Here is a 21,813-nt window from a genome sequence, read left to right as displayed (position 1 = left end):
TTGGAATCGAATTTTTTGAACTATTTCAAAAAACAAAGTACAATATTGAGTCTTGTTCACATTATTGAGTAGGATAAAAATAACATGCACTGGATTGCTTGATCACGTTTTGTATGCCACAAGAAAACACGTTATTGTATGCAGTGTTTTTTAAGAGAGCATACAAAAATATTTTCAACTTCAATGTGCATACCTTGTTATTGAATATACACACCGTTTGTTATTCATAAAGGCCTGCACATTATAGAAATAAAGGGAAAAAAGTCATTGTTTCCTGCGTATTCGTTCTAAAAATATTGGGGCTATATTTAGTAAGATAGAAACAATGGTCAAAAACCATAATGCCCTTGCCATACCAGGTACTACATCAGCTAATGCCGCCCAATCTTCTATTTTTAGCCACCGAGATACATAACTGTAATCTGCACAAAGTGTTAATGCTGTAAATGATAACCCCATCGCCATCGCAAGTTTATAATCCTTCCCTGCTGTATACATATAAAGATTGATAAGCGTTGCTACTATTGCAATAACCCCAAATATTACCCACATAACTATACCTCCGTATATTTTTAGCCGTTTGTTGAATAAGGAATTCAACAAAGGTGATCCAATCCTCCTTGGATGATCGCTCACGTTGGCTGAAATATAAACTTTACAAATATACATCTATTCAAGTGGTTTAAGCAGTTCTCCTATTAATTTGTTTGATATGTTTAAAGCTTCTTTTCTATTTGTTGCAGGTCCAGATATTAATAGCCCCCCTTTAGGGTCCCATTCATATGTGGCATTATCCCTTCCAGACTCAAGCAGTTCGTAAACGATAATAGTTAGCTCACTTAAATCCTTATTTATATAAAGAAAGCCGTAGGGGGAATCCCCGAGTGATAAAGAGCCGCCGTTTTCAATAAAAACAACTTCTACTTCCTTCTTATCAATGATAATATTTTTTGGCAACTCTCCTTTTATATCTATGGTTCCTTTAAAACGATCTTGGTTAAAAATTTTTCTATACAATTTACCTTTAATTGTAATTGTAACTTCTTTATTTAATTGATTGCTTTTATTACCAACTCCGTAAACGATTCCGTCAAATGCTTGATTGATTTCTTTGGGTACGGAATACCAAACCACAAAGCTAACTATACCTATTAGAAATATGAAAACTAAAAACAACTTCTTTCGTTTTATTGGAATACAGCCCCCTAATTAGAATAAACTATGAATCTAATAAATCACTGAATCTAAGGGTGGAATAAGTTGCAAATATAACTATTCGCTACCTTCGGATTGATTCCCTTTGATTTCTTTAATAAAATCCTCAACCAGTTTGTTCTATATGATGAAAACATCTGAAGCAAACATAAAATCTTCACAATGGGCTGCGCGGGGACCTATCCACTTGATGTTACAAAGCTTAGGGTTAAGGACTTACATAATAACTTCTTTGTTATTAAAGCAACCTTCATAGTCAGCGAGAATAGACTCTTTCCAAGTTATGGCCGGGATGATTTGCTATATTTTTCGATCCCTGTTATGATGAATAAGAATTATTTTTGTTCGGTGTAAAGGATAGTATAAGTATCAACTTTTCGTCTTGATGATCACTTTGGGCAAGGATAGTAATACGTTGTGCGATAACGCACTAGGAGGCAACAAAAATGGAACAAGGTACAGTTAAATGGTTTAATGCAGAAAAAGGCTTCGGATTCATCGAGCGCGAAGGTGGAGACGACGTATTCGTACACTTCTCAGCTATCCAAAGTGAAGGTTTCAAATCTTTAGACGAAGGTCAAAAAGTTACATTTGACGTTGAGCAAGGTGCTCGTGGAGCTCAAGCTGCTAACGTTCAAAAAGCTTAATCTTAAATCGTTTCTACAAACAGGCTCTTTTTAGGGCCTGTTTTTTATTTTTCCAAATATATTTCCAATAAAAAACCCCGCTCAAGATCTGAGCAGGGAGATGGAACCGGTAATGTAAAAAGATTTAAAGATAAAAGGTTTGTTTCTAGTATAACATACTGGTTTAACGATAGGCTGATTTTATAAAATTTATTTGCTGCGTAATAGCTAATACTGTTTCATTAGAAATAACATGAACAGATGGCCAAAGGAAGAATCTCTGTGTACCTTATTTAGGTCCTTTTAAACTCCCTGCCTTATATTTGAACAAACTCATCTAAAGGAAAAATTATGCCTTCGTCCCCCTACCATCGCTATATAGGAACAGAACATTACGAAAGTTTCATTGAATCCTTGCTTCCTGTAACAGCAACAGTATGATACCCTCTTGAATCTGGACCTCTGATAAAAGATACGTCACTAAATCCTGCATTCTTCATAGACGGTATTAGTTTATTTTCAGTAATACTTCTTATTCCTTCCCAGGTCTCCTCTTCTTTACCGTCAGAAAAAGCAAGGATTATATTTCCTTTTGGTTTTAGTATCCTATATATTTCTGATAATGTCGCAGTTATATCAGTCCAAAAATAAATTGTTTGGATACTGAGGACTGTATTAAAATTTTCATTTTGAAAGGGCAAGTTTTTGAAATCTGCTTGTACTAGTTTTACTTTTTTTTCGTTTATTGCCTTTTTATTTCTCCTTCTTGCTGATCGAATGATTGTTGGAGAGATGTCCAAGCCAACTATTTCTTCAGCTAAATCCTTTTCAAAAATTAATTTAATTGCATAACCTGCCCCACATCCTAACTCTAAAATCCTGTCCCCTTGTTTAATATTCATTAGCTCTAATGACCAATTTGTTTCAGTCTTGTGCTGTCTCACCATTTTTTCACCAATATATGTACCAATCATTCCTTTTGGCGTTTGATATTGACTATCAATGAACTCTCTAGTAGCTTTAAGGAAACCCATAGATAACTCCCCTTGAAATGTTCTAATACCCTATAATCTAACAAAATTAGGATTAGCTCTTTTTTATCAACTAGCTTGATGCAACAGTAATCCTTCCGTGATTTTTGCAAAAAATACTTTAACGCACATTGTTCAGAATATTAGCTCATGGACTACGCCAACTAAATTCATAAATAAGCCTATTAAGGCCAAACAAAAACCGATCACAAATGTCCAGGGATTATCTTCTTTTTCTCTATCAAAAGTTCCAAAGGTTAAGACACAAAAGATGATTGTTATAATTGGAAAAGCAATATAAATTGGTCCGAAGGCAAAAGATACACCACCTATAAACATAGCTATGATGCCAAAAGGGTTTTGTCCTTTAATACTATTAATATATTCCCTATCAGCTTCTGAAATCTCCTCATGATCCGCATAATATAATTTCTCTTTAAGTTTTGTGAATCCAAAGGAATCACTTACCTTTTTTAAGAATTTCATAAATCCCCCTATACACTTGAAGCATTGGTTCTTCAATTCTTGGCGATTAACTTATTCATAAATTGGAATACCAAATCTTTAAGCGCTATTCGAAGTCAAGAAATAAATTCCTATAAGGATAATCATTACAACCAAAAGAGCTAAGAAGAGACGCTTCAAGTATAATTCCCCCTTATTGTTATTCTTGTTACCGGTTATTCAATATCATCATCTGCGGCTTCATATTCAACAACACTCATTTCTATGCCCTTGGGTAGAGTTTTCTCTATATCCTCCATCGTTCGGAAAATCTGGTGATTCGATATGATATTTAATGCATCACCATCATACGAAATCCAAAATAACGTTGTATCCTTCTCAAGTGCAGCCACCAATACATCCATTGTTTTACGTCTGAATATTGTCGTTACTTTTCTTATGTCACTACTAAAAATGTCTTTCTTGAGTGACCACACAGCTATATCGTTCATACTGCCACTTGCATAAAAATATGGGAGGAGCATAAGAAATTGCTCTTCATTTCGCAAAATAAATTTATTGTAAGATTCATTCCCTATTAAAAACACTGAACGTTCTATTTTGTATCTTTCGATCAGCCTATTCATTTCCTCCTGATTATAAAGATCAAGAGTGACAACAGCATAGATCGGAAACTGATTTAATTCCTTCATCCAATCACAGTAAAAAACAGCAGGATCCAATTCACAGTGGTCTATTTCAACCAAATATTTGTATTCTCCATCTATATCAAAAGGAAAGTGCCCACTAAAATCCGGTTGGTCTTTTATATAGTTTCTTGGCAAATATCCAACTTCTATCTTCATACTTTTTCTCACCTTTAAATTTCTTTTGCATCCGAAGGCAGATGCCTCACATGTTTAAGGAATTCCGTCATTTTTTTATCGTCTTCAAATGGATATGAGAATGATAAATGATTTGCCACATCTTTTGCTAAAGTTCTAAATAGCTCGCATGTAACAAATATGGAATCCCAAAAGTTGTCATAAGCACCATCGGAATAAGTTTTTCCATACATCTCCCAATAGGGTTTTGGAAGATAATTTTTAAAGTATTTGCCCATCTTACCTGTTGAGACCTGGAAGTCATATCCTGTTCCAGTCCACCATGAAACCATTTCATCAAGTGAAACTCTCGTCGTATCTTCATACATTAATTTTGCGTATGGCAATTCGTCTCGCCAAATTCCTTTTGCAACGTTTTGTAAACACCACCAAAAATTATTGGTACAACTCACAAACATCGCTTCTGATGGCTTTTTTACTCGATAATCAATATCTGTGGGCGGAGGAATGATCGGTAAAATGTTGTCCTTATCCAATAATGGAACTGTTAGTTTATCACTTCCATAACCATTTATCATTGAATGTATTGTTTCGATATGAAGGTCAATTCGATTTCCATCAGTAAAAAGCATTAAATATCCATATGAACGTTCAAAATCCCTCTCCAAACCAATTTGTTGATCCATTTTGTCTGGCTCTTGAAGCATCAGTAAATCCCCAAAGATATTAATCCAACCTTCGTCTTCTAAAAAAGATGCAATTTCCGTCACTATATATACAATATCGTAATCTTGAAAAATATCTTTTGGAACATTAGGGTTCGTTCGGGATCCGTTCATATAGACAGCCCGGATTCGTTCATCCTCTTCAGCTACCCTTAGTATTAAATCATACATAGCTTTTTCACTTCTCAAAATGTTTTCATCCCCTGTAAATTACAGTTTCTTTTTAATCACCTTCAACCCTGATTCTTTCACTTATCTCAACAAGAACTTACTCCATAAACTCAATTAACTCTGCTGGAACTTGTTCAAAGATATAGACTTCAGGGTCTTTAAAGGGTTGGTAATTCAAATACTCCGACAGCGGAATCATACTTTTCCAATATTCTTTCATTAATTCCTCCTTTGACGGCACCCCATCGACAAAATGCCCCTTACCTCCATCATAAAGATCTTCAAGATGGGCAAATAAATCACTTGAAATATCGAAATTAAAAACTAAAATCTTTTCACTGAACACAGGAAAACGAAAGTAAGGTTTTTCAAATGGTTCCAAATCTGCACCAAACGCTACTTTGAAATCGATCCATTTTGGTGAATTCCCTGGCCTGAATCGTTCCGTTAGTTCTGGAAAGAATTTAGCCCCTCTTGAATACCATCTTGTTGCTGTTCTATGATTTAACCCTTCTTTTAAAACCCGTTGGGGGGATATATTTAAGTCATGATCATACCTATGATATAAAAACAAAAGGTTCCCTCCATTTTTACTTTCACAAATTTACACAACTCTTTAATAGTTCCGATATTAGCTTTGGACGCTTTTTGTGGATAAAAATTTCTTCAATAGCTACCACTGCATACCAGGGCCGTTCACTTCTGACAGCTAATACGGTTTTGTCATAGACCAAATGAATCCTTAATCGTTTATCTATTTTTACCGATGCAGCTAACTCTTTGTAGACCTTCTCCATTTTGTCATGATCAAATACAGCCTCAATGGCGATTTTTCCATGAAACCCGTTCCACCAGGCTAAGAAGAACTTTACACTTTCTGAGTAAATTGAACCTGATTCATTGTCATGAAACAACTTTTGATAGAGTTCTTTATCTAACTGAAGGACTCCATTGTGGTCATACATATGATTTTTAGAATTTTTATCGACTGCCTCTTTCCAAACTTCAGCAAATGTCTCTTCAAAATCTTCCTCAAGAAAACCCCAGTTTGAACGATCAATATATGGAAACAAAGGATTTTGGCAATCTGTATTTTTGCTGTTCAAATAAATGTTTTGAATCATGATTAAGTAATTTAATGAATATGGTGCATTTACTTCCATTTCAAACCCACTATGGTAATGTTCTTGCATATTCCTAACCTCCCTTTTTCTTTTATTGAGTTGCCTCCTGGCTAAACTCTCATATCCCCGATCCTTTTTAATATCCCTTGACATTTCCCTCTTAATTGAGCAAACCATTCACTCTTGATTCCTTCATCAAAGCACCAGAAGATGAAAGCCGAAACGACAGCGGTGAAAAAGAAAAAGCCATTATTTCTTATACTCCCTAGCCAATTTCCGTTTTCAGCATCAAATATAAAAGTCGGTACGGCCACGAACAGCACTCCGAGTAAAATATGGAGTAATGCTGCAGCAGCCATTTTTTTGATTGTCCCAGAGCTTCTCCTCAAGAGGAAATCAGATAGAATGGAAGACGGAATTCCATAGATTAAGATGATCGGAAAGATGTACATTCCGAAGAATAACCCTACGGCAGATTGATCCATGATCGAGAACAGGATGACCATGATCATCGTTGCACCAAATGCAGAAAATAGTTTTCTTATTAGCACCTCTATTCCCCCTTCCTGCAAAAAAATGGACCAATCCATCCTTGCTCATGTGTGACAACAAAGGTCCAGTTAAAGTCAAGATCGACAATATATAAATCCGCATACTCACCATCAGTCATCAATAGTTCTGTCGCCCTCAAATCTGAAGAATCGTTTACCTTCCATACCTCATCTGAATGCTGAAAGAAAATCAGGCATGTATCTTTGTATTGTTTGTCGAATGCCAATTCCGCCTCTTCTTCCTTTTCGCATTTTCTTTTTTCATAGCTGAACAAATGCCACAGAAACCCGCTTGCTCCGCCTTTATCATGAAGAAATATCTGCCTTTTTTCCTTAGGACTTAAATGTGAAGCAAATTCAGCCTCCCACTTTTGTCTTACATCATAACCGAAATCTTCTGTCTTGCTGATTTGTATTTTTTTGCTTTTTAATTTATCAAAGAAATCCATGAATTTCCTCCTGTATGACATGCCTTACTAACCATTTCTCTGTTTGCTTGTTAAATTCCTCTTGCGAAATGTAACTGAAAGTTGAGGTTGTGTTTATTTTCGTAGTTTATGATGTTCATTGTTCAGTGCTTGTTCCGAATAATACTTTCCGGAACTGTGCTGATGTTCAAATAGATTTTAGTTTCGAACATAGGAGGCCATATTAATGAAGAAAATGCTTTATTCCATCACAGACTGGGTTTCAACGAAGCGCGGAATGTGGATCACCATCATCGCCTGGCTCGTGCTGATGCTCGGTTTGAGCGCAGGTCCGCAGCTCGGCGATTACAAAATAAACAATTTTCAATCGCTGCCTGATGAGGCTAAGTCCATCATCGCGCAAAATAAAACGGAGGAATTTTTCCCGAATGAACAGGGTACTCCCGGTATTCTCGTTTTCCATAACGAAAACGGCGACATTAATCTCGACGAAGTGAATCAAATCCTTGATGGAATCATTTCAGAGAATATCGAAGGAATAAGGAACATTGTGGATACTCGTTCCCTTCCGCCACAGGCTCTAAATGGGTTTATATCAGAGGATCAATCGACGATGATTGTCCCGATGGAGCTTGAACAAGGCTTGGGCAATGACGAGTATGCTGAAATCAATGATAAGGCAACGGAAATTGGTACTGGAATCGCTGATAAGCTTGACAGTACAGCTTTTTATATCACTGGTCCTGCCGGGATTTCAGGTGACACTATCAAGCTATTTGAACGGGCAGACTTCGTACTGTTATTGGCAACGGTCGGAATCATCCTTGTCCTGCTGATTGTCATCTATCGTTCCCCATTGTTGGCGATTATACCATTATTGGCGACAGCCATTGTCTATCAGGTCGTGAACCAGAGTGTTGCCCTTATGGGAGCAGGCGGATTGGAAATCAATAATCAAACAACCTCGATCATGAGTATCCTTCTGTTCGCGGCTGTAATTGATTATTCTTTATTCGTATTCTCACGTTTCCGCGAAGAACTGAACCATTACCAAAATAAATTCGATGCCATGAAGCATGCGATGCGTGCGACAGGTGAACCGGTCTTTTTTGCCGGAGGAACGGTATTAGCAGCGATGCTTGTGCTGCTGTTTGCAGATTTCCGTGATTACCAAAACTTTGCACCAATTTTCGGAACAGCGATGTTCTTCATCATGCTCGCTTCGGTGACACTGGTGCCTGCCTTATTCACTTTATTCGGACGGAAGGCTTTCTGGCCGAAGGTGCCTAAATATGGTGTTGAAACAGAGGTCAAGCATGGAGTCTGGGGACCGATTGCCAGATTCGTTGTCAACAAGCCAGGGCTTTCCGGCGGTCTGGTAGCGATTTTCTTAATTGTTTCTGCCCTGAACGTTTTCAATCTGGAATATGAATTCGATATGGTCAAAAGCTTCCCAGAAGATTTGCCATCACGTGTTGGCTATGAAATAGTGGAACAGAGATATGATAAAGGTGAGCTAGCTCCTACTACACTATTGATAGCAGCTGATAACTCATTAACAGAAGCAGACGCTGTCGAGATTACCGAGAAGCTGAAAGATGATAAAGAAATTGCTTCTGTCCGCCTATCAGCTATTACTGAAAACAATGAAGCCGCCAAGTTCAGCATTGCCCTCGCGATGAATCCGTACTCAATTGAGTCGATGGACTATATAGAGGATTTGCAGAAGAAAACACCAGAAATACTTGACGAGTTAGGTTTGGATGCTGAGGCTTACTATAGCGGCGTCACTCCAAAGCTGGTCGATGAGCGCGAATACAATAATGGCGACATCATCAAAATCGTTTTACTTGAAACAGCCCTGATACTTGGATTGCTCGTCGTCTTGACTCGCCGCTGGAAAATGCCGATCTATATGATGGGAACGATCCTTCTCTCTTATGTATCAGCATTAGGTCTCGGAGTATTCCTGATCGACGTGCTCTTCGGCTATGATGCCATCAGCACCCGCGTTCCGGTCTATGCATTCATTTTCCTAGTTGCACTTGGAATCGATTATAATATAATTTTAGCGTCCCGATTTATTGAGGAACGCAAGAAACATAATGTGAAAGAAGCACTTGAAATCGCTATCCGCAATACAGGCGGCGTGATTTCATCCGCAGGAATCATTTTGGCGGCAACGTTTGCAGCCCTGACGACAATGCCAATCGCCGATCTATTCATCTTCGGTTTCATGGTAGCGATCGGTATCCTGATCGACACCTTCCTTGTCCGAGGCATGCTGCTTCCTGCATTGATTCTTTTCTTTGAAAAAGATAAGCAAACCAGTCCGGAGATTCAATAAGGAATAGAGAGGGCCTCCTCTCTCATTCCCTTTTTAGGAGGCTGAAGAAATGAGAATTTTGGTTGTAGATGATGATGTAAATATCCAAAGACTCGTAACCATCCATTTAACACAGGAAGGATATCAGGTTTTCAAAGCCAATGATGCCGAGGAGGCATTATCACTAATTGAAAAACAAAATGTCGACCTGGCGATTGTCGATGTGATGATGCCTGGAATGAATGGTTTCGAACTGACAAAAATCCTTACCGATGACTGGGAGATTCCCGTCATCCTCCTTACCGCGAAAGGCCAGTTAAGCGATAAAGAAGAAGGATTTTTGTCAGGCAGCGAGGATTATATTGTAAAACCTTTTGAAGTGAAGGAGCTTTTATTCAGGGTGGCCGTTGTCCTCCGGAGAATGCAAAAGGTAATCGATTCGATCATCCAGGCCGGGAATATGAGGATTGACCGGAACAGTTTTGAGGTGGAAATCAATCAGGAAACGATTCTTTTTCCGCTAAAGGAGTTCGAACTGTTGAGCATCCTCGCCTCACGGATCAATAAAACCACTCCCCGCGCATCTTTGATTGAACAAGCCTGGGGAGCGGACTATGAGGGCAGTGAACAAACGCTGAATACCCACATCAACCGCATCCGGGACCGTCTGAAAAAACACCAAGCTTCAGTGGAAATCCAGACAATCCGAGGAATTGGTTACAGACTAGAGGAATTGAAATGAAAACTTTGTACCGGAAATTCATCATCGCAACCGTTCTCATCCTTGGAATCAGCATTGTGATTGCCTTCATTTTGGCCAACTGGGTCTACATGACCTCGACAAGAGAACGAATCGACCTGCAGAATGTAAAGGTTGCCGAGGAAGTCGCCTCTAGTCTTGAGAAAATGCACTCGACATCCCATATTAGTTTCACCGGTTATCTGGATTCAATCAGCAAACTAGGCTATCAACTATATGTGCTGAGTGAATCAGGTGAGGAGTTCTTCTTTGGTGAACCTTTTTCGAAAAAGAACCTGCCAGCAGAGGCATTGAATGTTGTTGAGGAAAAGAAAATCTACCACGGAATGGACAGTTCAAACTCACCGTGGATGATGATGAGTCATTTTTCCAATCAGCTTGATAATACCGTCGGCGTTCCGTTCACGATTGGCGAAGTGGACTATGGCTTGTATCTGAGGCCCAATAACAAATTGTTATTTTCAGATGTCCATGTCATTTTCGCCTGGTTTTTCGTCGCGGTTTCAATCGTCAGTATCAGCGGTGTCATTTGGTTTGCCAAACATCTGATTAAGCCGATCACTAAACTGACAGAAGCTACAAGGGAAATTACCAGGGAAAACTTCAACTACCCATTAAACATCCATCGACGCGATGAGATTGGCCAGCTTGCCGAAAGCTTCAGCAGGATGCAGGTTCAATTGCAGCATAATGATCAAGCGCGTAAATCCTTTATTAATAATGTATCCCATGATTTTCAATCACCTTTGATGAATATCCAGGGATATGCGGAGCTTTTAAAAACACAAGCCCTCGATGAGGAGCACCTTGAATATGTCGATATCATTGACCAGGAATCGAAGCGGCTGTCCAATCTGACGAAACAGTTGTTGCTTCTTACTTCACTTGATCAAAAATCGTATCCAATGAAGCTTGGCGTCACAAGGATTGACACACAAATCAAGGATACGGTCAGAAGGCATCAATGGCGGCTTGAAGAAAAGGAGATTGAAATCTCCTATCACCTCCCCCCTGCCCCCATTCTCGCTGATCCGGAACTATTGATGACGGTCTGGGACAACCTGCTTACGAATGGTATTAAATACAATCAAAATGGCGGCAGTATTTTCATCCAAATTTCCGGAGACGACGAATATGCAACGGTCATCTTCAAGGACACCGGAATCGGCATGAATAAGGAGCAAGCTGCAAAGATCTTCGAACGCTTTTACCGTGTCGATGCCGCACGAAAGAAAGATGGAACAGGATTAGGCCTGTCGATTGTTAAGCATATTATTGAACTGCACAACGGAAAAATTGAAGTGGAGAGCGAGATTCAAATAGGTACCACTTTTACGATAAAGCTCCCTATAGAAAAACAGACGGAGGAATAAAAAATGGAACAAACTTGGAGTATTCGACTAATACGATTTGCGGCGATCTTTGGATTGATTGGAACATTCATGGGCTCACACATGGCGGGTGCCGGCGACTACGCCATGCGCCCGATCCACGCTCACATCCTCTTGGTCGGCTGGTTATCCGTATTCGCCTGGGGAATCTTTTACAAAAACTATCAAATTAAATATAAAAAACTTGTAGCCATACATTCTATCACCGGCATGATCGGTTCTCTCGGACTCACAGTCGGAATGTGGATGTACAACATCAACCCATTCAACCTGGATGACACATTCGTGATGGTCTTGTTCATCGTCGGAGGATCGCTGTTATTGGTTGCGTTCATCTTGTTTGTGGTTGTTACATTTTTCATTGAAAAGACAGGAAAATAAGATTGAAACTGAACGCAAAAAGAAATGACCCAGGTCATTTCTTTTTGTGTGAAAGTTACCTATTTTGAATTTCGGTAATGCTTTTTCCGCCTAAAAAGGCATGTCCTGTCGTAAGTTTCATGATCGTATCAAAACCGTAACGGCTATATACCTTTTCAACCCTTTCGTTGATAGGGAATACCCATAGATTTTCAAAACCCTGTTTTTGCACTTCTTGCTGAATATGTTGAATGATATGTCCTATTAACCCTTTACCTCGGTATTCCTCTAGTGTTGCGACACTTTCCATGCGAGCTTGGCCGCCTTGTGCGAAGATACAGGCAGTAGAACAGGCAACTCCATTGTATCTTAACAAGAAGTGCTGGTAAGCGGGATGATTAAACTCTTCCTTTAAAGCTTTTTCTCGTACGGCACGGCCGCCAATCTCTTCAATGCTGCATTCGATTTCCAGCGCTTCCTGAAAGTTAGCTTCGGTAACTTCTTCAATTAAAATTCGCTCATTCTTCTCCAGCTTCATCACTTTTTGATTCCATAATTGTACAGGTCCTGTTAATTCCTCATATCCGAACCCTCTTGATTTTAACTCACTTAGCAGTCCAGGTTGTTCAGCCGGATTGTGAATGTAAAACCGCGGAATGATATTTACTTTTTTGTAAAAAGACATGACTTCTTCGACAACTTTATCCGGACTTTCAACCAGCTTATGAACATGGGCATGATTCGCATCATAATATGCAGGCTGATCTGGATTTAAAAAGAGAATCCCCCACTCCCTGTCATGGCGTGTCGTAAACGTCGCCAAATAAGCAAATTCCAGCTCAAATATTTGATCTAACATATATATCAATCCCCTCAGTCGATTGTTTTGGATGATTAATTTTAGCATAATAATCCAGTTTAAAGGAATGTTTTCAGAAAATAGCGGGCTCTTGACAGCTTTGGCCGCTGCTCCTTCAAACCTGTCACAATTACGCGCTTTTCTTGACAACTTTGCCCTCTAAACCTTCTAACCTGTCATAATAACGTTGCTTTCTTGACAGCTTTGGTCCTTACTCCATCTAACCTGTCACAATTACGAGCTTTTCTTGACAGCTTTGCCCTCTGAACCTTCTAAATCGGAGTAACAATGGCTACAATCGTTAAAGTGAAACAAAAGACTATATGTAAAGAGATTGGATGCCATAGACAGCACCCGTCCTAGATCTCAAAACCACAATGGTTAAATTTTTATCGCGGGAAAGAGTCCAGCAGCCTCGTTGGTCAAAAGAGATTATGAAAATTACTGGTAATTAAACAGGTTTAATAAAAGTCGAAAGTTATGAAGTGGTTTTGCAGACTCACAGAAACTTATGCTGGCATTATGACGGTAATTGTTGATCGATTTTTTATGGTTGAATCCGTTTTCACAAGATTACTTTCCAATTGTTTTTATAATCCTATTGGTTTCGTTGAGCAAGACAATAAAATAACTTTTATAGTAAAATATTATTATTTGCAAAAGGGGCCTTATCTTATGAATATCTTGATACTAGGAGCAACTGGACGAGTTGGAAGTCACATAGTTACTTATGCCCTTCATGAATGTCATCATGTTACTGCATTAGTACGCTCTCCAGAAAAGATTCAAATAGATCATAAAAACTTAACCATCATTCAGGGAAATGTTTTGAATAGAGATACTATAATGCGTGCAATAAATGGGATGGATGTTGTGATTAGTGCACTAAATACTGATGGCACGACCACTCTTTCAGAAAGTATGCCGCTTATTATTGAAGCCATGGAAAACGAAGGTATAAAACGAATTATTACTATAGGAACTGCAGGTATTCTCCAAAGTAAAGCCACTCCAAATGTTCTGCGTTATCAGTCAAGTGAATCCAAACAGAAGTCAACCCGTGCTGCGAAAGAACATCATAAAGTTTACGATATGCTTAGACAATCAAGGCTCGAGTGGACGATTGTCTGTCCTACTTACCTGCCGGATGGAGAAAAGGTGGGCAGCTACCGTATAGCCCGAGATGTTTTGCCGGATGGTGGAGCTAAAATATCCGTGCCGGATACAGCCGAATTTACTTATAAACAGGTAGAAGCAAGAGATTATATGAGATCACGTGTAGGGATCGCCTACTAATAATACTTATAAGTAAAAGAGATGGTGTAAAGGATTAAGCCTATACACCATCTCATCATTTCCTCCCTTACTTATACTTGTTTAATATCTTTTCTGGAATATGACAATAATCATCTGGACATCTTGCCAACCGATCCTGATGTTCTTCTGCACTTCTCACATAGTTTGTCAGAGGTAACACTTCAACAACTATTCGGTCATAATCATTTCTTTCCCTAAGAAATGACTTCGCCTCTATTAAGTGTTCAGGCTTTTCACTATATACGCCTGTCCTGTATTTCTCACCAACATCCTGTCCTTGCTTATTCAAACTGTAGGGATCAATAATTTCAAAAAAATATCCCATCAATTCCGTGATAGTCACAACCTTTGGATCAAATCCAGTTTTTACACATTCGGCGTAGCCATCATAATCACCTTCAAGTGTTTGATTTGTTCCATTGGCTCTTCCCGCTTCTGAAAACTGAACTCCAGGTAACGTTTTTATAAAAGCTTGTACACCCCATAAACATCCACCTGCAAAATATACTATTTCCATAGTGACTCTCCTCTTTGTATGAAATCTTATTTAAAAAAAAGCAGTTACTAAGATACGACTCATGATAACTACTGTTTTAATTACCTTCGGATAATAGAAGTATTCAATAAAAAGAGCATTAATCCCTTCTAAGATTAATGCTCCTAATAGACCTTGTTCAACCAAGCTGCTTAGGTAAAAAATGTCCAAAGTAGGTTACAGGATGCGCTACCCTTTTTTCTTTTCCGAAATCAAATAAGCAAAAGCAATTACAACCGCTATGAGGGAGGCTATTACAGAATATCTAAAAATATTGAAAAAGAACTCCGTAAAAGGTGTTACGACACTCGATGTATAGCCTTCAGCATCTATCGTACTATTTTCCCGTTTCATAAAGGCAATTAGTAAAAAGAATGGCACAATAAATGAATATATTCCGGTTTTCACAATGATTTTCTCCATAAAATCCCCTCTAAGTTTATTACTTTTTCTCACAATCAACTATTTTATTTAAAACCTTAAGATCGCCATGATTCGATATTCTCAGATCTATCTGCTCTATAGAGACCATTAGTATACTAAGATATTCAACATAAAAGGCCCTAAATCCTTTAAGGTAATACTGGTTTAACTATTTCACAAATCATAAGGATAAAATCGCTACATACGTTATTCAATACTAATGACGTTTACCTAAACAGCAACCATTACTGTTTCCAATGAAGATTATACTCTATTATTTCGTTAACGATCCAAAAAGAGATATGCTATACACAGTATTTACCCTATTTTGTATACTTGTTCGCATAACTGGAGGCCACAAATGAATCAGGCTTTATTTGTGCTTCGAGACCGACTGATTCGATTCGCTTTATCATTTCATTCACATATATTCTGGTTTTGTTTTTCGTTCCCCTGCCGAGGTCCAAATGCCCTACCATCTTAAAACTGGCACCTTTTTCAACATACGGAAGCACTAGATCGATCAATTGTTTTTGTTTTTGCGGAGTGAACATGCAAGCAACTTCCTGCGTGAAGTTTGTTTCCAATGAAACCTTCTCCTGTATTGTTTCAATTCTCCTTGCTATATCAATGGAACGGTAACATGCCCATACACCTTTGCCTTCCCGTTGTATGACTACTCCTGTGATGAAACGCGTGTACGAACTATGAACTTGAGAGTCCGTGCCAATGATCAACCTGTGATTGCCATTTGGCTGCACTTTGATGAACGACATGATATGCTGAAAGACCTCTTCAAAATCCATATTCCGCTTTGACAAATTCTGAAAACCCTTTTGAAGTTTCATCTCACTCACCTGCAATTCGGAGAATAGTTGTACTCATTTATATGCTACAACAGTGGTGGATATCAGCATTTCTCCTTCTTTCGTAATTCAATGGTGAAGCTTGTCATCGGCGAGAACATTTACTTTTACTATTTAAAACGGCTATAATTTCCCTAATAGTCCAAAAAAAAGAGTTTCCGGCTGTAACCGGAAACTCAGGTGTAAGCAAGCTGCTTGAAGTGCAGCGGCCAATGGTATGAATATGAAATGATCTACTCAAACATTGGGCGATGCAGGGTAGGTCATTTCTTTTTGTTTGTAGAAATACCCTACGCGACTACGGCAATAACTAGAGTTGCAAAACTAACCATCATGTTCATTGCTTCATACGTAACCATCAGCGGCATCCCCCTTTCCTAAGAAAGTGAAGAATGGCCGCTGCCCACCCCGCATTTGCTGTACATAGATAAGTATATAACTAGAATGTACGTTCTCATATCGTTTAACATAATTTGAGGTATAGATTGTTATTCCAATCTGGAGCTGCTAACAGAGCCGAAGCGATCAATCTGCTTACTCGTTTCTTCAAGTTTAATATCGACTTTGCTCGCTTCTTCGATGTGTTGCTGGATGAGTCCGTTTACTTCGTCAAAAAGGATTTTCGTTTGAGTGATCTCTTCCATTACTTGCTGTGAACTGCTTTTTTGTTGTTCGATTTCGTCGATTACTTCACCGACTTCTGATTCTACTTTATTAATGAACGAAGTGATGTAATCCATTCCAGTTGAGGCATTTTTGCTCAAATCTATGCTTTGGTGAATCAACTTTGCGCTTGATGTAGCAGAATCCATTGTTTCTTCTATTTCTTTCTGGATGCTTGCTGTCAATGAGCCTATATCATTTGTGCTTTTTGCGGTATTCTCTGCTAGCTTGCGAACCTCTTCGGCAACAATTGCAAACCCTTTTCCATGCTCCCCTGCTCGTGCTGCTTCAATCGAGGCATTCAAAGCCAATAGATTGGTCTGGTCAGCTATTTCTTTAATGACCTTCACAATCATTTCGATCTCTTTTGAGCGCTCATTCAATTTTCTCATATTCTGGTATGCATGGTCCGAAATTTCTCCAACCCGAATGATCAGCTCTTCTACCTGCCTTACCAGCTCTCCGCCTTCATTTGACTTTTTAACCATTTCTTTAGAAGACTGAATCAGGCCATGTCCCTTACCAGATAGCCTTATGGCATTCTCAACAGAATACTCACTGATTTCATTTACTCTGTCAAAGTGATTTTTGATTTGGCCAACCCTATCCCCAAGAACGTAATGCTGATCATTAACCAGTTCATGCTGAGAAATTGTGCTCCCGAGCTCCTGGGTGAACTTTTCCATAAAAGCCTGGAAAAATTCTTCTTTTTGTTCAAACTGAGCGTACAATTCATCTACCTTATATTGAAGTATCTGTTTTTCTCCTTCAGCAACCTTTAACCTTTTCAACGTTGTCAGCATTATACTTTCCCACGCTTTCTTCATATTTGCATGAAAAGTATAGCAATAACCTCATTGGCCTGTGGTGATATAAATCACAATTAGAAACCATTCCATATAAAAGAAAGAAGGCCACATCAGCCTTCTTTCATTATTGCACTTCTATGCCCTGCTATTTAATTGCTTCCCGATAAACTCCTTAAATGCCTTGATTGGTTTTCTTTGTGATGTACTTCTCCACTTTACATATTCCAGTGCCAGGATACAGAGGATGAGCCAGATGCTTCCTGCCAGGTAGCCGGCGATAACGTCGCTTGGATAGTGGGCTCCTAGATAAATCCTGCTGATTCCAATCATCATGATCAGCAAACCACCTGTGTATAGTGCAATCCACTTGATTCTTTTTCGGAGATCTGAGCGAAACAGGAAGTAACTTAGGAATCCGTAAAAGATCAATGACCCCATGGAGTGGCCACTTGGGAAGCTATACCCGATAGCGTCAATGGTTTCATCGATTGAAGGCCGTTCCCTGCCAAAATAGTATTTTAACAGTTTGGTCAGCAGTCCACCCCCGCCGATTCCAACAATAAAAAAGAGGATACCCCATTTATCTTTCTTTTTCATCCAGAGATAAGATATGATGATCAAGCTAAAAATGGTGAGAAACCATACTGAGCCTGCTTCAGTGAACAAAAACATGGTCATATCTAAAAAATCTGTTTCTATCCGGTGGAAGAATTGAATGATGCTGTCATCGAATCTCTTAATCTCGGATTCCAGCATTTCCTCAGCCAGTTCCGCGAATAAGTAAAGGAAGGTGATGGACGTCCCTAAGCCAATCGCAACCAAAAGGATTGGGAGAAACGTGTTCTTCGCCTTTGTTTTGTTTTCAATCATAGAATGCTCATCCCTTCTTCTCCCGATCTTCATAAATAACGTTCCCCTTTTAAAAAAATGCAAACAAAAATGGCACAATGGAATGAGACTTGAGTGTCATTCCATTGTGCCATTTTGATATGCTGGGGATGCAATGAAGTTTGCACAATTTCACCAACAACCAATCAAAAAAAATGCCCGGACCTTGTCCTGGCATTTCTTAAATGGCAAAGCTTTTACCTGCCTGCCACTTAATTTCGATGAGCCAATATCGCTTGCTGCACTGTTCCATAGGTGTCTAACTTTGAAAAATCAATTCCCGTGTTGGTCACATCAACTGCGAGCTCTGGTCGTATGCCTGTAAGCATCGTCTCGATTCCAATCAGTTTAAGGACTTTATTGATATTGAAAATACGGGCTGCGATTTCAGCATCAATCATGGCGATCCCTGAAAAATCGATGATTAGTTTTTTGATTCTGAGTTCACTGACCTTAGGGATGACATGGGTCATGATATGGTCGCTGCGTTCGTAATCGAATTCGCCAATCAATGGAAGAATGGCGATGTCCTGTGCGAGCGGAACGATTGGGGATGACAAATCCGTGATGATCTTTTGATTCTTACTGTTCTCTTCATTTGCGAGTTTTTCACGTTCAATCATCGTTTCTGCAATACTCAAATCAAGCAAGTAGCTGATACGATTATTGACGAACACCACTTCTTCAGTGGAAAGTCCCTCTGCGATTGAAATTTTCGTCATCATTTCAATCAGTTGCAAGCGAGTTTCTGCATACGGCTTAAGGATACTCGCAACTTCGTCATGGCTGAACTGATATTGAGGCTTGTTTGCCTGTCTTGCTTTATACCACTCAATGAATTTTACGGCCACTGTTTCCTTTGATAGGTTCAGTGTATCACCCAGAAATTCCAGGAAAGCTTTGTTTGTATTTATTGATTGTTGGATGATTTCTTCCGGCAGATTGATTTCAAGCTTTTTTACATTATAATCTGTAATTTCCTTACTGATCGTCTCTGAGTGTTCGATGAGGTATTTAGAAAATCTTTCGGTGGGATTCACAAGTTCAGCTCCTATAAAATCGTTCCATTTTTTCTTTTTAAGATTATACCATGTTCATATGATTAAATATAATCATAACTACCTCAAAATGAAAAACGGCAGTTAGCGAACTGCCGCGATAGATTTTATCTTATGATACTTCTATTTTTTTACCAAGCTTGGAATTGATCACTTCCACCTTTTCTTCGCTGCCTTCGCTCCATTTAAAGACGATGGCTCCTGCTATGATGACGATCACACCGAGGAATTGCTGCCAGGTAAACGGTACCTTCTCCAATCCCATCCAGCCTAAAGAATCCCATAAGACGGCGAATCCGAGCTGCGACGTTAACACAATGGAGATCGCAAAAGTCGGTCCGAGATGCTTAATGGCCTGCACGATGCCGGTAACGACGCCGATTCCGAGCAATCCGCTGAACCAGTACCACCCTTTCATATGCTGCAAATCAAACATTTTCCACCCTTCAAAGAAGAGGCCGAGCATGAATGATGCTAGAAAACCTAAACCTAGTACTAATGTTGTAGTCGTCCATGATCCTGTTTTCTCATTGACCTTGCTGTTAAAAATATTTTGAACACCGACAAGCGTGCCGGCCATTATGGCAAATAGTAAGCCTAATAACATCGTTTTCCCTCCGAATCTTTACTCATAAAGATCTTCCTTAGCCAGTGATTTCAATCCTTCTAGGTCCTTTATGACTATTGCACCGTGATCCCGCTCCACCAGTCCATTCATGCAAAAATCCTTTATGATCCTATTAAGGTGCCGGTAGCTGGTTCCAATTAAATTGGCGATATCCGTAAGATTTGATGTGCTGACCTTCCCATTGACGAGCGCTTCGTTTTCATCATAGGCAACAGACACAAGATAGCTTGCTAACCGGGTTTCAACAGGGTACAGGATGTTATGGCGCATGAACTGGGATTTGATATAGAATTTCCGAGTAATGATTTCAAGCAAGAATTGCAGGAACGGTGAGTGGTCTTTTAAAAACTTCCGTACTACCGATTGTCGGACACCAATCATCACCACAGGAGAAACGGCCTCCACCGTATTGATTGTGTCAATTTCCTGTACATACTCAATGTCGCCAATGACTTCAAGCGGTGTTTTAAAAGAAAGGATCAATGTCTTCCCCTCTTCTGATGTGGTAAAGATCTTTACCTTTCCCTTCACGAGTATATATAAGTACTCAACAGGCTCACCCTGTGAACATATTTGCTCCCCTTTTTCAAACTCAAATAATCTTAAGTAAGGAATGATTTCGTTTGTAAATAATCTTTCAACCTTGTGAATCCGCAGAACTTCTTCCATTGTTTCCGAAACTTGTGTTTCTTTCATACAGCTTTCCCTGCCTTTTTATATTACCAGCCCAGAATGACCACACCTGCTGCCATCATTGTCATACCAATCAGATGAGGTACTCTCATTTTTTGCTTCTTTACTTCAAACCATCCATTTTGGTCAATCAGGAATGTCATCGCCAGTTGTGCAATCAACATCGCAGAAACAGTCAACGTGACGCCAATAAAATGGATGGCCGTCACATTGCCAAAGACCACAATTGCCCCGAATGTTCCACCAATTAAATAAAGAGGCTTCACTTTTCTCAGCCCATTCCAAGGTCCTTTTACAAAAAAGACCAAGACAAACAAAGCCGTCAAAAATCCGGTTAACTGAGTAATCGATGCCGTCTGCCATGTACCGATATCCTGGCTGATACTCGCATTCGCCACACCCTGCAGCGTAATAAAAGCTCCTCCTAATAAAGCAAAAATCAAACCTTTCATTTTTTAATCTCCCCAAACTCTATGTTTGTTTTAATTAAATGACAAAACAAGCCAGCTCGGGAAGGACATATGTCCTAAAATTATAACATTAAAAAAAATCGAATAACCCTTTATAAACGCTGATTTCTCTGAAAACCAAAAGTGCTTCCACAAAACCCCCAGCAGCAAAGTTATACAGGCTTCTTCAAAGGACTCCAGACGAAGAAAAAACGCCTTAAGTCTACTAAGGCGTTTTCCCATTATTAATTATTATTTTCTTCACTAGGCTCTTCATCTAAATCCGGTTCTTCTTCATCAGGACTTTCTTCAATTGATTCTTCATCTAAATCCGGTTCTTCTTCATTGCCATTTTCTTCACTAGGCTCTTCTGTTACATCGGGTTCTTGGTTATCTTCTTGCTCCTCTATGTTTTCCATGTTATTTTCATCTTCCGGTGGTGCCTCTTCATCCGCTCCACAACCAGCCAATATGATGCCAGCACCTAGTGGGATCGATAACAGTAAATTTTTGATTTTCATGTTGTATCATCTCCTGTTCTATAGTGGTTGTTCTCTCATTACATTCCCCTTTTGCATGAAGGTAAACTTCCTATAATAAACTTCAGATCGGTTGTTGGCGAAAGCGC

28 protein-coding genes are annotated in these 21,813 nt (G+C 39.2%); 6 read left to right on the top strand and 22 right to left on the bottom strand.

Features of this window, described 5'->3' with window-relative positions:
• Positions 1–264: 264 nt before the first annotated feature.
• Positions 265–552 (bottom strand): hypothetical protein, encoded by a 288-nt coding sequence (locus AB5I83_RS20030; RefSeq protein ID WP_448977947.1) that lies wholly within the window; start codon positions 550–552, stop codon positions 265–267.
• A gap of 117 nt (positions 553–669) precedes the next feature.
• On the bottom strand, positions 670–1,134 hold the full coding sequence (locus AB5I83_RS20025) for a hypothetical protein (protein ID WP_448977945.1): 465 nt from the start codon (positions 1,132–1,134) through the stop codon (positions 670–672).
• A 527-nt stretch (positions 1,135–1,661) separates the two neighbouring features.
• Between AB5I83_RS20025 and cspC the strand changes: the two genes are divergently transcribed.
• Positions 1,662–1,862 carry a cold shock protein CspC gene (cspC, locus tag AB5I83_RS20020; protein ID WP_044394619.1) on the top strand — a complete coding sequence of 67 codons (201 nt, stop codon included), beginning with the start codon at positions 1,662–1,664 and terminating at the stop codon, positions 1,860–1,862.
• Positions 1,863–2,233: 371 nt separating this feature from the next.
• On the opposite strand, the gene AB5I83_RS20015 is transcribed toward cspC, so the two are convergent.
• The 8 genes from AB5I83_RS20015 to AB5I83_RS19980 all read right to left on the bottom strand — a co-directional run bounded on the left by AB5I83_RS20015 (position 2,234) and on the right by AB5I83_RS19980 (position 7,181).
• The gene (locus AB5I83_RS20015) at positions 2,234–2,875 is read right to left on the bottom strand and encodes a class I SAM-dependent methyltransferase (RefSeq protein WP_448977944.1); all 642 of its coding nucleotides are present in this window, start codon (positions 2,873–2,875) and stop codon (positions 2,234–2,236) included.
• Between the two features lie 132 nt (positions 2,876–3,007).
• Entirely contained in the window at positions 3,008–3,358 is a 351-nt protein-coding gene (locus AB5I83_RS20010; RefSeq protein WP_448977942.1) for a cell division protein FtsK, read from the bottom strand.
• 194 nt (positions 3,359–3,552) lie between these two features.
• Positions 3,553–4,182 (bottom strand): hypothetical protein, encoded by a 630-nt coding sequence (locus AB5I83_RS20005; protein WP_448977940.1) that lies wholly within the window; start codon positions 4,180–4,182, stop codon positions 3,553–3,555.
• 14 nt (positions 4,183–4,196) lie between these two features.
• Complete coding sequence (locus AB5I83_RS20000) at positions 4,197–5,075, bottom strand: aminoglycoside 6-adenylyltransferase (protein ID WP_448977938.1); 879 nt, start codon at positions 5,073–5,075, stop codon at positions 4,197–4,199.
• A gap of 79 nt (positions 5,076–5,154) precedes the next feature.
• A complete protein-coding gene (locus AB5I83_RS19995; RefSeq protein WP_448977936.1) occupies positions 5,155–5,631 on the bottom strand; it encodes a hypothetical protein in 477 nt (158 codons plus the stop codon).
• 22 nt (positions 5,632–5,653) lie between these two features.
• On the bottom strand, positions 5,654–6,250 hold the full coding sequence (locus AB5I83_RS19990; RefSeq protein ID WP_448977934.1) for a group-specific protein: 597 nt from the start codon (positions 6,248–6,250) through the stop codon (positions 5,654–5,656).
• Between the two features lie 41 nt (positions 6,251–6,291).
• A complete protein-coding gene (locus tag AB5I83_RS19985; protein ID WP_448977932.1) occupies positions 6,292–6,732 on the bottom strand; it encodes a hypothetical protein in 441 nt (146 codons plus the stop codon).
• 2 nt (positions 6,733–6,734) lie between these two features.
• On the bottom strand, positions 6,735–7,181 hold the full coding sequence (locus AB5I83_RS19980; RefSeq protein WP_448977930.1) for a DUF4275 family protein: 447 nt from the start codon (positions 7,179–7,181) through the stop codon (positions 6,735–6,737).
• Between the two features lie 205 nt (positions 7,182–7,386).
• On the opposite strand from AB5I83_RS19980, the gene AB5I83_RS19975 reads away from it, so the two are divergent.
• The 4 genes from AB5I83_RS19975 to AB5I83_RS19960 are packed head-to-tail and all read left to right on the top strand — an operon-like array spanning position 7,387 to position 12,018.
• Positions 7,387–9,507: an MMPL family transporter gene (locus AB5I83_RS19975; protein WP_448977928.1), complete on the top strand. Its 2,121-nt coding sequence runs from the start codon at positions 7,387–7,389 to the stop codon at positions 9,505–9,507.
• Positions 9,508–9,556: 49 nt separating this feature from the next.
• A complete protein-coding gene (locus tag AB5I83_RS19970; RefSeq protein ID WP_448977926.1) occupies positions 9,557–10,228 on the top strand; it encodes a response regulator transcription factor in 672 nt (223 codons plus the stop codon).
• Positions 10,225–11,619: an ATP-binding protein gene (locus AB5I83_RS19965; RefSeq protein WP_448977924.1), complete on the top strand. Its 1,395-nt coding sequence runs from the start codon at positions 10,225–10,227 to the stop codon at positions 11,617–11,619. The genes AB5I83_RS19970 and AB5I83_RS19965 overlap by 4 nt, the downstream gene beginning before the upstream one ends.
• 3 nt (positions 11,620–11,622) lie before the next feature.
• The gene (locus AB5I83_RS19960; RefSeq protein WP_448977923.1) at positions 11,623–12,018 is read left to right on the top strand and encodes a hypothetical protein; all 396 of its coding nucleotides are present in this window, start codon (positions 11,623–11,625) and stop codon (positions 12,016–12,018) included.
• A gap of 55 nt (positions 12,019–12,073) precedes the next feature.
• Here the strand turns inward: AB5I83_RS19960 and AB5I83_RS19955 are convergent, their stop codons facing one another.
• A complete protein-coding gene (locus AB5I83_RS19955) occupies positions 12,074–12,856 on the bottom strand; it encodes a GNAT family N-acetyltransferase (protein WP_448977921.1) in 783 nt (260 codons plus the stop codon).
• A gap of 675 nt (positions 12,857–13,531) precedes the next feature.
• Between AB5I83_RS19955 and AB5I83_RS19950 the strand changes: the two genes are divergently transcribed.
• A complete protein-coding gene (locus tag AB5I83_RS19950; RefSeq protein ID WP_448978128.1) occupies positions 13,532–14,152 on the top strand; it encodes an NAD(P)-dependent oxidoreductase in 621 nt (206 codons plus the stop codon).
• Between the two features lie 67 nt (positions 14,153–14,219).
• Here the strand turns inward: AB5I83_RS19950 and AB5I83_RS19945 are convergent, their stop codons facing one another.
• From AB5I83_RS19945 to AB5I83_RS19895, 11 genes are all read right to left on the bottom strand, one after another.
• Positions 14,220–14,690 (bottom strand): peptide-methionine (S)-S-oxide reductase, encoded by a 471-nt coding sequence (locus AB5I83_RS19945; protein WP_448977919.1) that lies wholly within the window; start codon positions 14,688–14,690, stop codon positions 14,220–14,222.
• A 207-nt stretch (positions 14,691–14,897) separates the two neighbouring features.
• Complete coding sequence (locus AB5I83_RS19940; RefSeq protein WP_448977917.1) at positions 14,898–15,131, bottom strand: hypothetical protein; 234 nt, start codon at positions 15,129–15,131, stop codon at positions 14,898–14,900.
• A 323-nt stretch (positions 15,132–15,454) separates the two neighbouring features.
• Positions 15,455–15,979 (bottom strand): ribonuclease H-like YkuK family protein, encoded by a 525-nt coding sequence (locus AB5I83_RS19935; RefSeq protein WP_448977915.1) that lies wholly within the window; start codon positions 15,977–15,979, stop codon positions 15,455–15,457.
• 308 nt (positions 15,980–16,287) lie between these two features.
• Positions 16,288–16,356, bottom strand: coding sequence for a putative holin-like toxin (locus AB5I83_RS19930; protein WP_448978126.1), 69 nt, complete (start codon positions 16,354–16,356; stop codon positions 16,288–16,290).
• Positions 16,357–16,485: 129 nt separating this feature from the next.
• Positions 16,486–17,463, bottom strand: a complete 978-nt coding sequence (locus AB5I83_RS19925; protein WP_448977913.1) for a methyl-accepting chemotaxis protein — start codon at positions 17,461–17,463, stop codon at positions 16,486–16,488.
• A gap of 141 nt (positions 17,464–17,604) precedes the next feature.
• On the bottom strand, positions 17,605–18,372 hold the full coding sequence (locus AB5I83_RS19920) for a phosphatase PAP2 family protein (protein ID WP_448977911.1): 768 nt from the start codon (positions 18,370–18,372) through the stop codon (positions 17,605–17,607).
• Between the two features lie 197 nt (positions 18,373–18,569).
• A complete protein-coding gene (locus tag AB5I83_RS19915; protein WP_448977909.1) occupies positions 18,570–19,397 on the bottom strand; it encodes an STAS domain-containing protein in 828 nt (275 codons plus the stop codon).
• A gap of 130 nt (positions 19,398–19,527) precedes the next feature.
• Positions 19,528–20,022, bottom strand: coding sequence for a DMT family transporter (locus AB5I83_RS19910; RefSeq protein WP_448977907.1), 495 nt, complete (start codon positions 20,020–20,022; stop codon positions 19,528–19,530).
• 18 nt (positions 20,023–20,040) lie between these two features.
• On the bottom strand, positions 20,041–20,739 hold the full coding sequence (locus tag AB5I83_RS19905) for a Crp/Fnr family transcriptional regulator (RefSeq protein WP_448977905.1): 699 nt from the start codon (positions 20,737–20,739) through the stop codon (positions 20,041–20,043).
• 23 nt (positions 20,740–20,762) lie between these two features.
• The gene (locus AB5I83_RS19900) at positions 20,763–21,188 is read right to left on the bottom strand and encodes a DMT family transporter (protein ID WP_448977903.1); all 426 of its coding nucleotides are present in this window, start codon (positions 21,186–21,188) and stop codon (positions 20,763–20,765) included.
• 242 nt (positions 21,189–21,430) lie between these two features.
• A complete protein-coding gene (locus AB5I83_RS19895) occupies positions 21,431–21,706 on the bottom strand; it encodes a hypothetical protein (RefSeq protein ID WP_167830481.1) in 276 nt (91 codons plus the stop codon).
• Between the last annotated feature and the right edge of the window lie 107 nt (positions 21,707–21,813).

The organism is Mesobacillus sp. LC4 (genome assembly GCF_053543455.1).
The sequence above is the reverse complement of the archived record's forward strand: the minus strand, read 5'-3'. Positions and strand labels throughout refer to the sequence as shown.

Excerpts from the sequence above, each read along its gene's own strand:
- AB5I83_RS20030 (WP_448977947.1), bottom strand. The coding sequence starts at position 552 with ATGTGGGTAATATTTGGGGTTATTGCAATAGTAGCAACGCTTATCAAT.
- AB5I83_RS19945 (WP_448977919.1), bottom strand. The coding sequence starts at position 14,690 with ATGGAAATAGTATATTTTGCAGGTGGATGTTTATGGGGTGTACAAGCT.
- AB5I83_RS20005 (WP_448977940.1), bottom strand. The coding sequence starts at position 4,182 with ATGAAGATAGAAGTTGGATATTTGCCAAGAAACTATATAAAAGACCAA.
- cspC (WP_044394619.1), top strand. The coding sequence starts at position 1,662 with ATGGAACAAGGTACAGTTAAATGGTTTAATGCAGAAAAAGGCTTCGGA.
- AB5I83_RS19925 (WP_448977913.1), bottom strand. The coding sequence starts at position 17,463 with ATGCTGACAACGTTGAAAAGGTTAAAGGTTGCTGAAGGAGAAAAACAG.
- AB5I83_RS19970 (WP_448977926.1), top strand. The coding sequence starts at position 9,557 with ATGAGAATTTTGGTTGTAGATGATGATGTAAATATCCAAAGACTCGTA.
- AB5I83_RS19990 (WP_448977934.1), bottom strand. The coding sequence starts at position 6,250 with ATGCAAGAACATTACCATAGTGGGTTTGAAATGGAAGTAAATGCACCA.
- AB5I83_RS19920 (WP_448977911.1), bottom strand. The coding sequence starts at position 18,372 with ATGAAGATCGGGAGAAGAAGGGATGAGCATTCTATGATTGAAAACAAA.
- AB5I83_RS19910 (WP_448977907.1), bottom strand. The coding sequence starts at position 20,022 with ATGTTATTAGGCTTACTATTTGCCATAATGGCCGGCACGCTTGTCGGT.
- AB5I83_RS19900 (WP_448977903.1), bottom strand. The coding sequence starts at position 21,188 with ATGAAAGGTTTGATTTTTGCTTTATTAGGAGGAGCTTTTATTACGCTG.
- AB5I83_RS19965 (WP_448977924.1), top strand. The coding sequence starts at position 10,225 with ATGAAAACTTTGTACCGGAAATTCATCATCGCAACCGTTCTCATCCTT.
- AB5I83_RS19950 (WP_448978128.1), top strand. The coding sequence starts at position 13,532 with ATGAATATCTTGATACTAGGAGCAACTGGACGAGTTGGAAGTCACATA.
- AB5I83_RS19955 (WP_448977921.1), bottom strand. The coding sequence starts at position 12,856 with ATGTTAGATCAAATATTTGAGCTGGAATTTGCTTATTTGGCGACGTTT.
- AB5I83_RS19980 (WP_448977930.1), bottom strand. The coding sequence starts at position 7,181 with ATGGATTTCTTTGATAAATTAAAAAGCAAAAAAATACAAATCAGCAAG.
- AB5I83_RS19905 (WP_448977905.1), bottom strand. The coding sequence starts at position 20,739 with ATGAAAGAAACACAAGTTTCGGAAACAATGGAAGAAGTTCTGCGGATT.
- AB5I83_RS20010 (WP_448977942.1), bottom strand. The coding sequence starts at position 3,358 with ATGAAATTCTTAAAAAAGGTAAGTGATTCCTTTGGATTCACAAAACTT.
- AB5I83_RS19935 (WP_448977915.1), bottom strand. The coding sequence starts at position 15,979 with ATGAAACTTCAAAAGGGTTTTCAGAATTTGTCAAAGCGGAATATGGAT.
- AB5I83_RS19895 (WP_167830481.1), bottom strand. The coding sequence starts at position 21,706 with ATGAAAATCAAAAATTTACTGTTATCGATCCCACTAGGTGCTGGCATC.
- AB5I83_RS20015 (WP_448977944.1), bottom strand. The coding sequence starts at position 2,875 with ATGGGTTTCCTTAAAGCTACTAGAGAGTTCATTGATAGTCAATATCAA.
- AB5I83_RS19975 (WP_448977928.1), top strand. The coding sequence starts at position 7,387 with ATGAAGAAAATGCTTTATTCCATCACAGACTGGGTTTCAACGAAGCGC.
- AB5I83_RS19940 (WP_448977917.1), bottom strand. The coding sequence starts at position 15,131 with ATGGAGAAAATCATTGTGAAAACCGGAATATATTCATTTATTGTGCCA.
- AB5I83_RS19960 (WP_448977923.1), top strand. The coding sequence starts at position 11,623 with ATGGAACAAACTTGGAGTATTCGACTAATACGATTTGCGGCGATCTTT.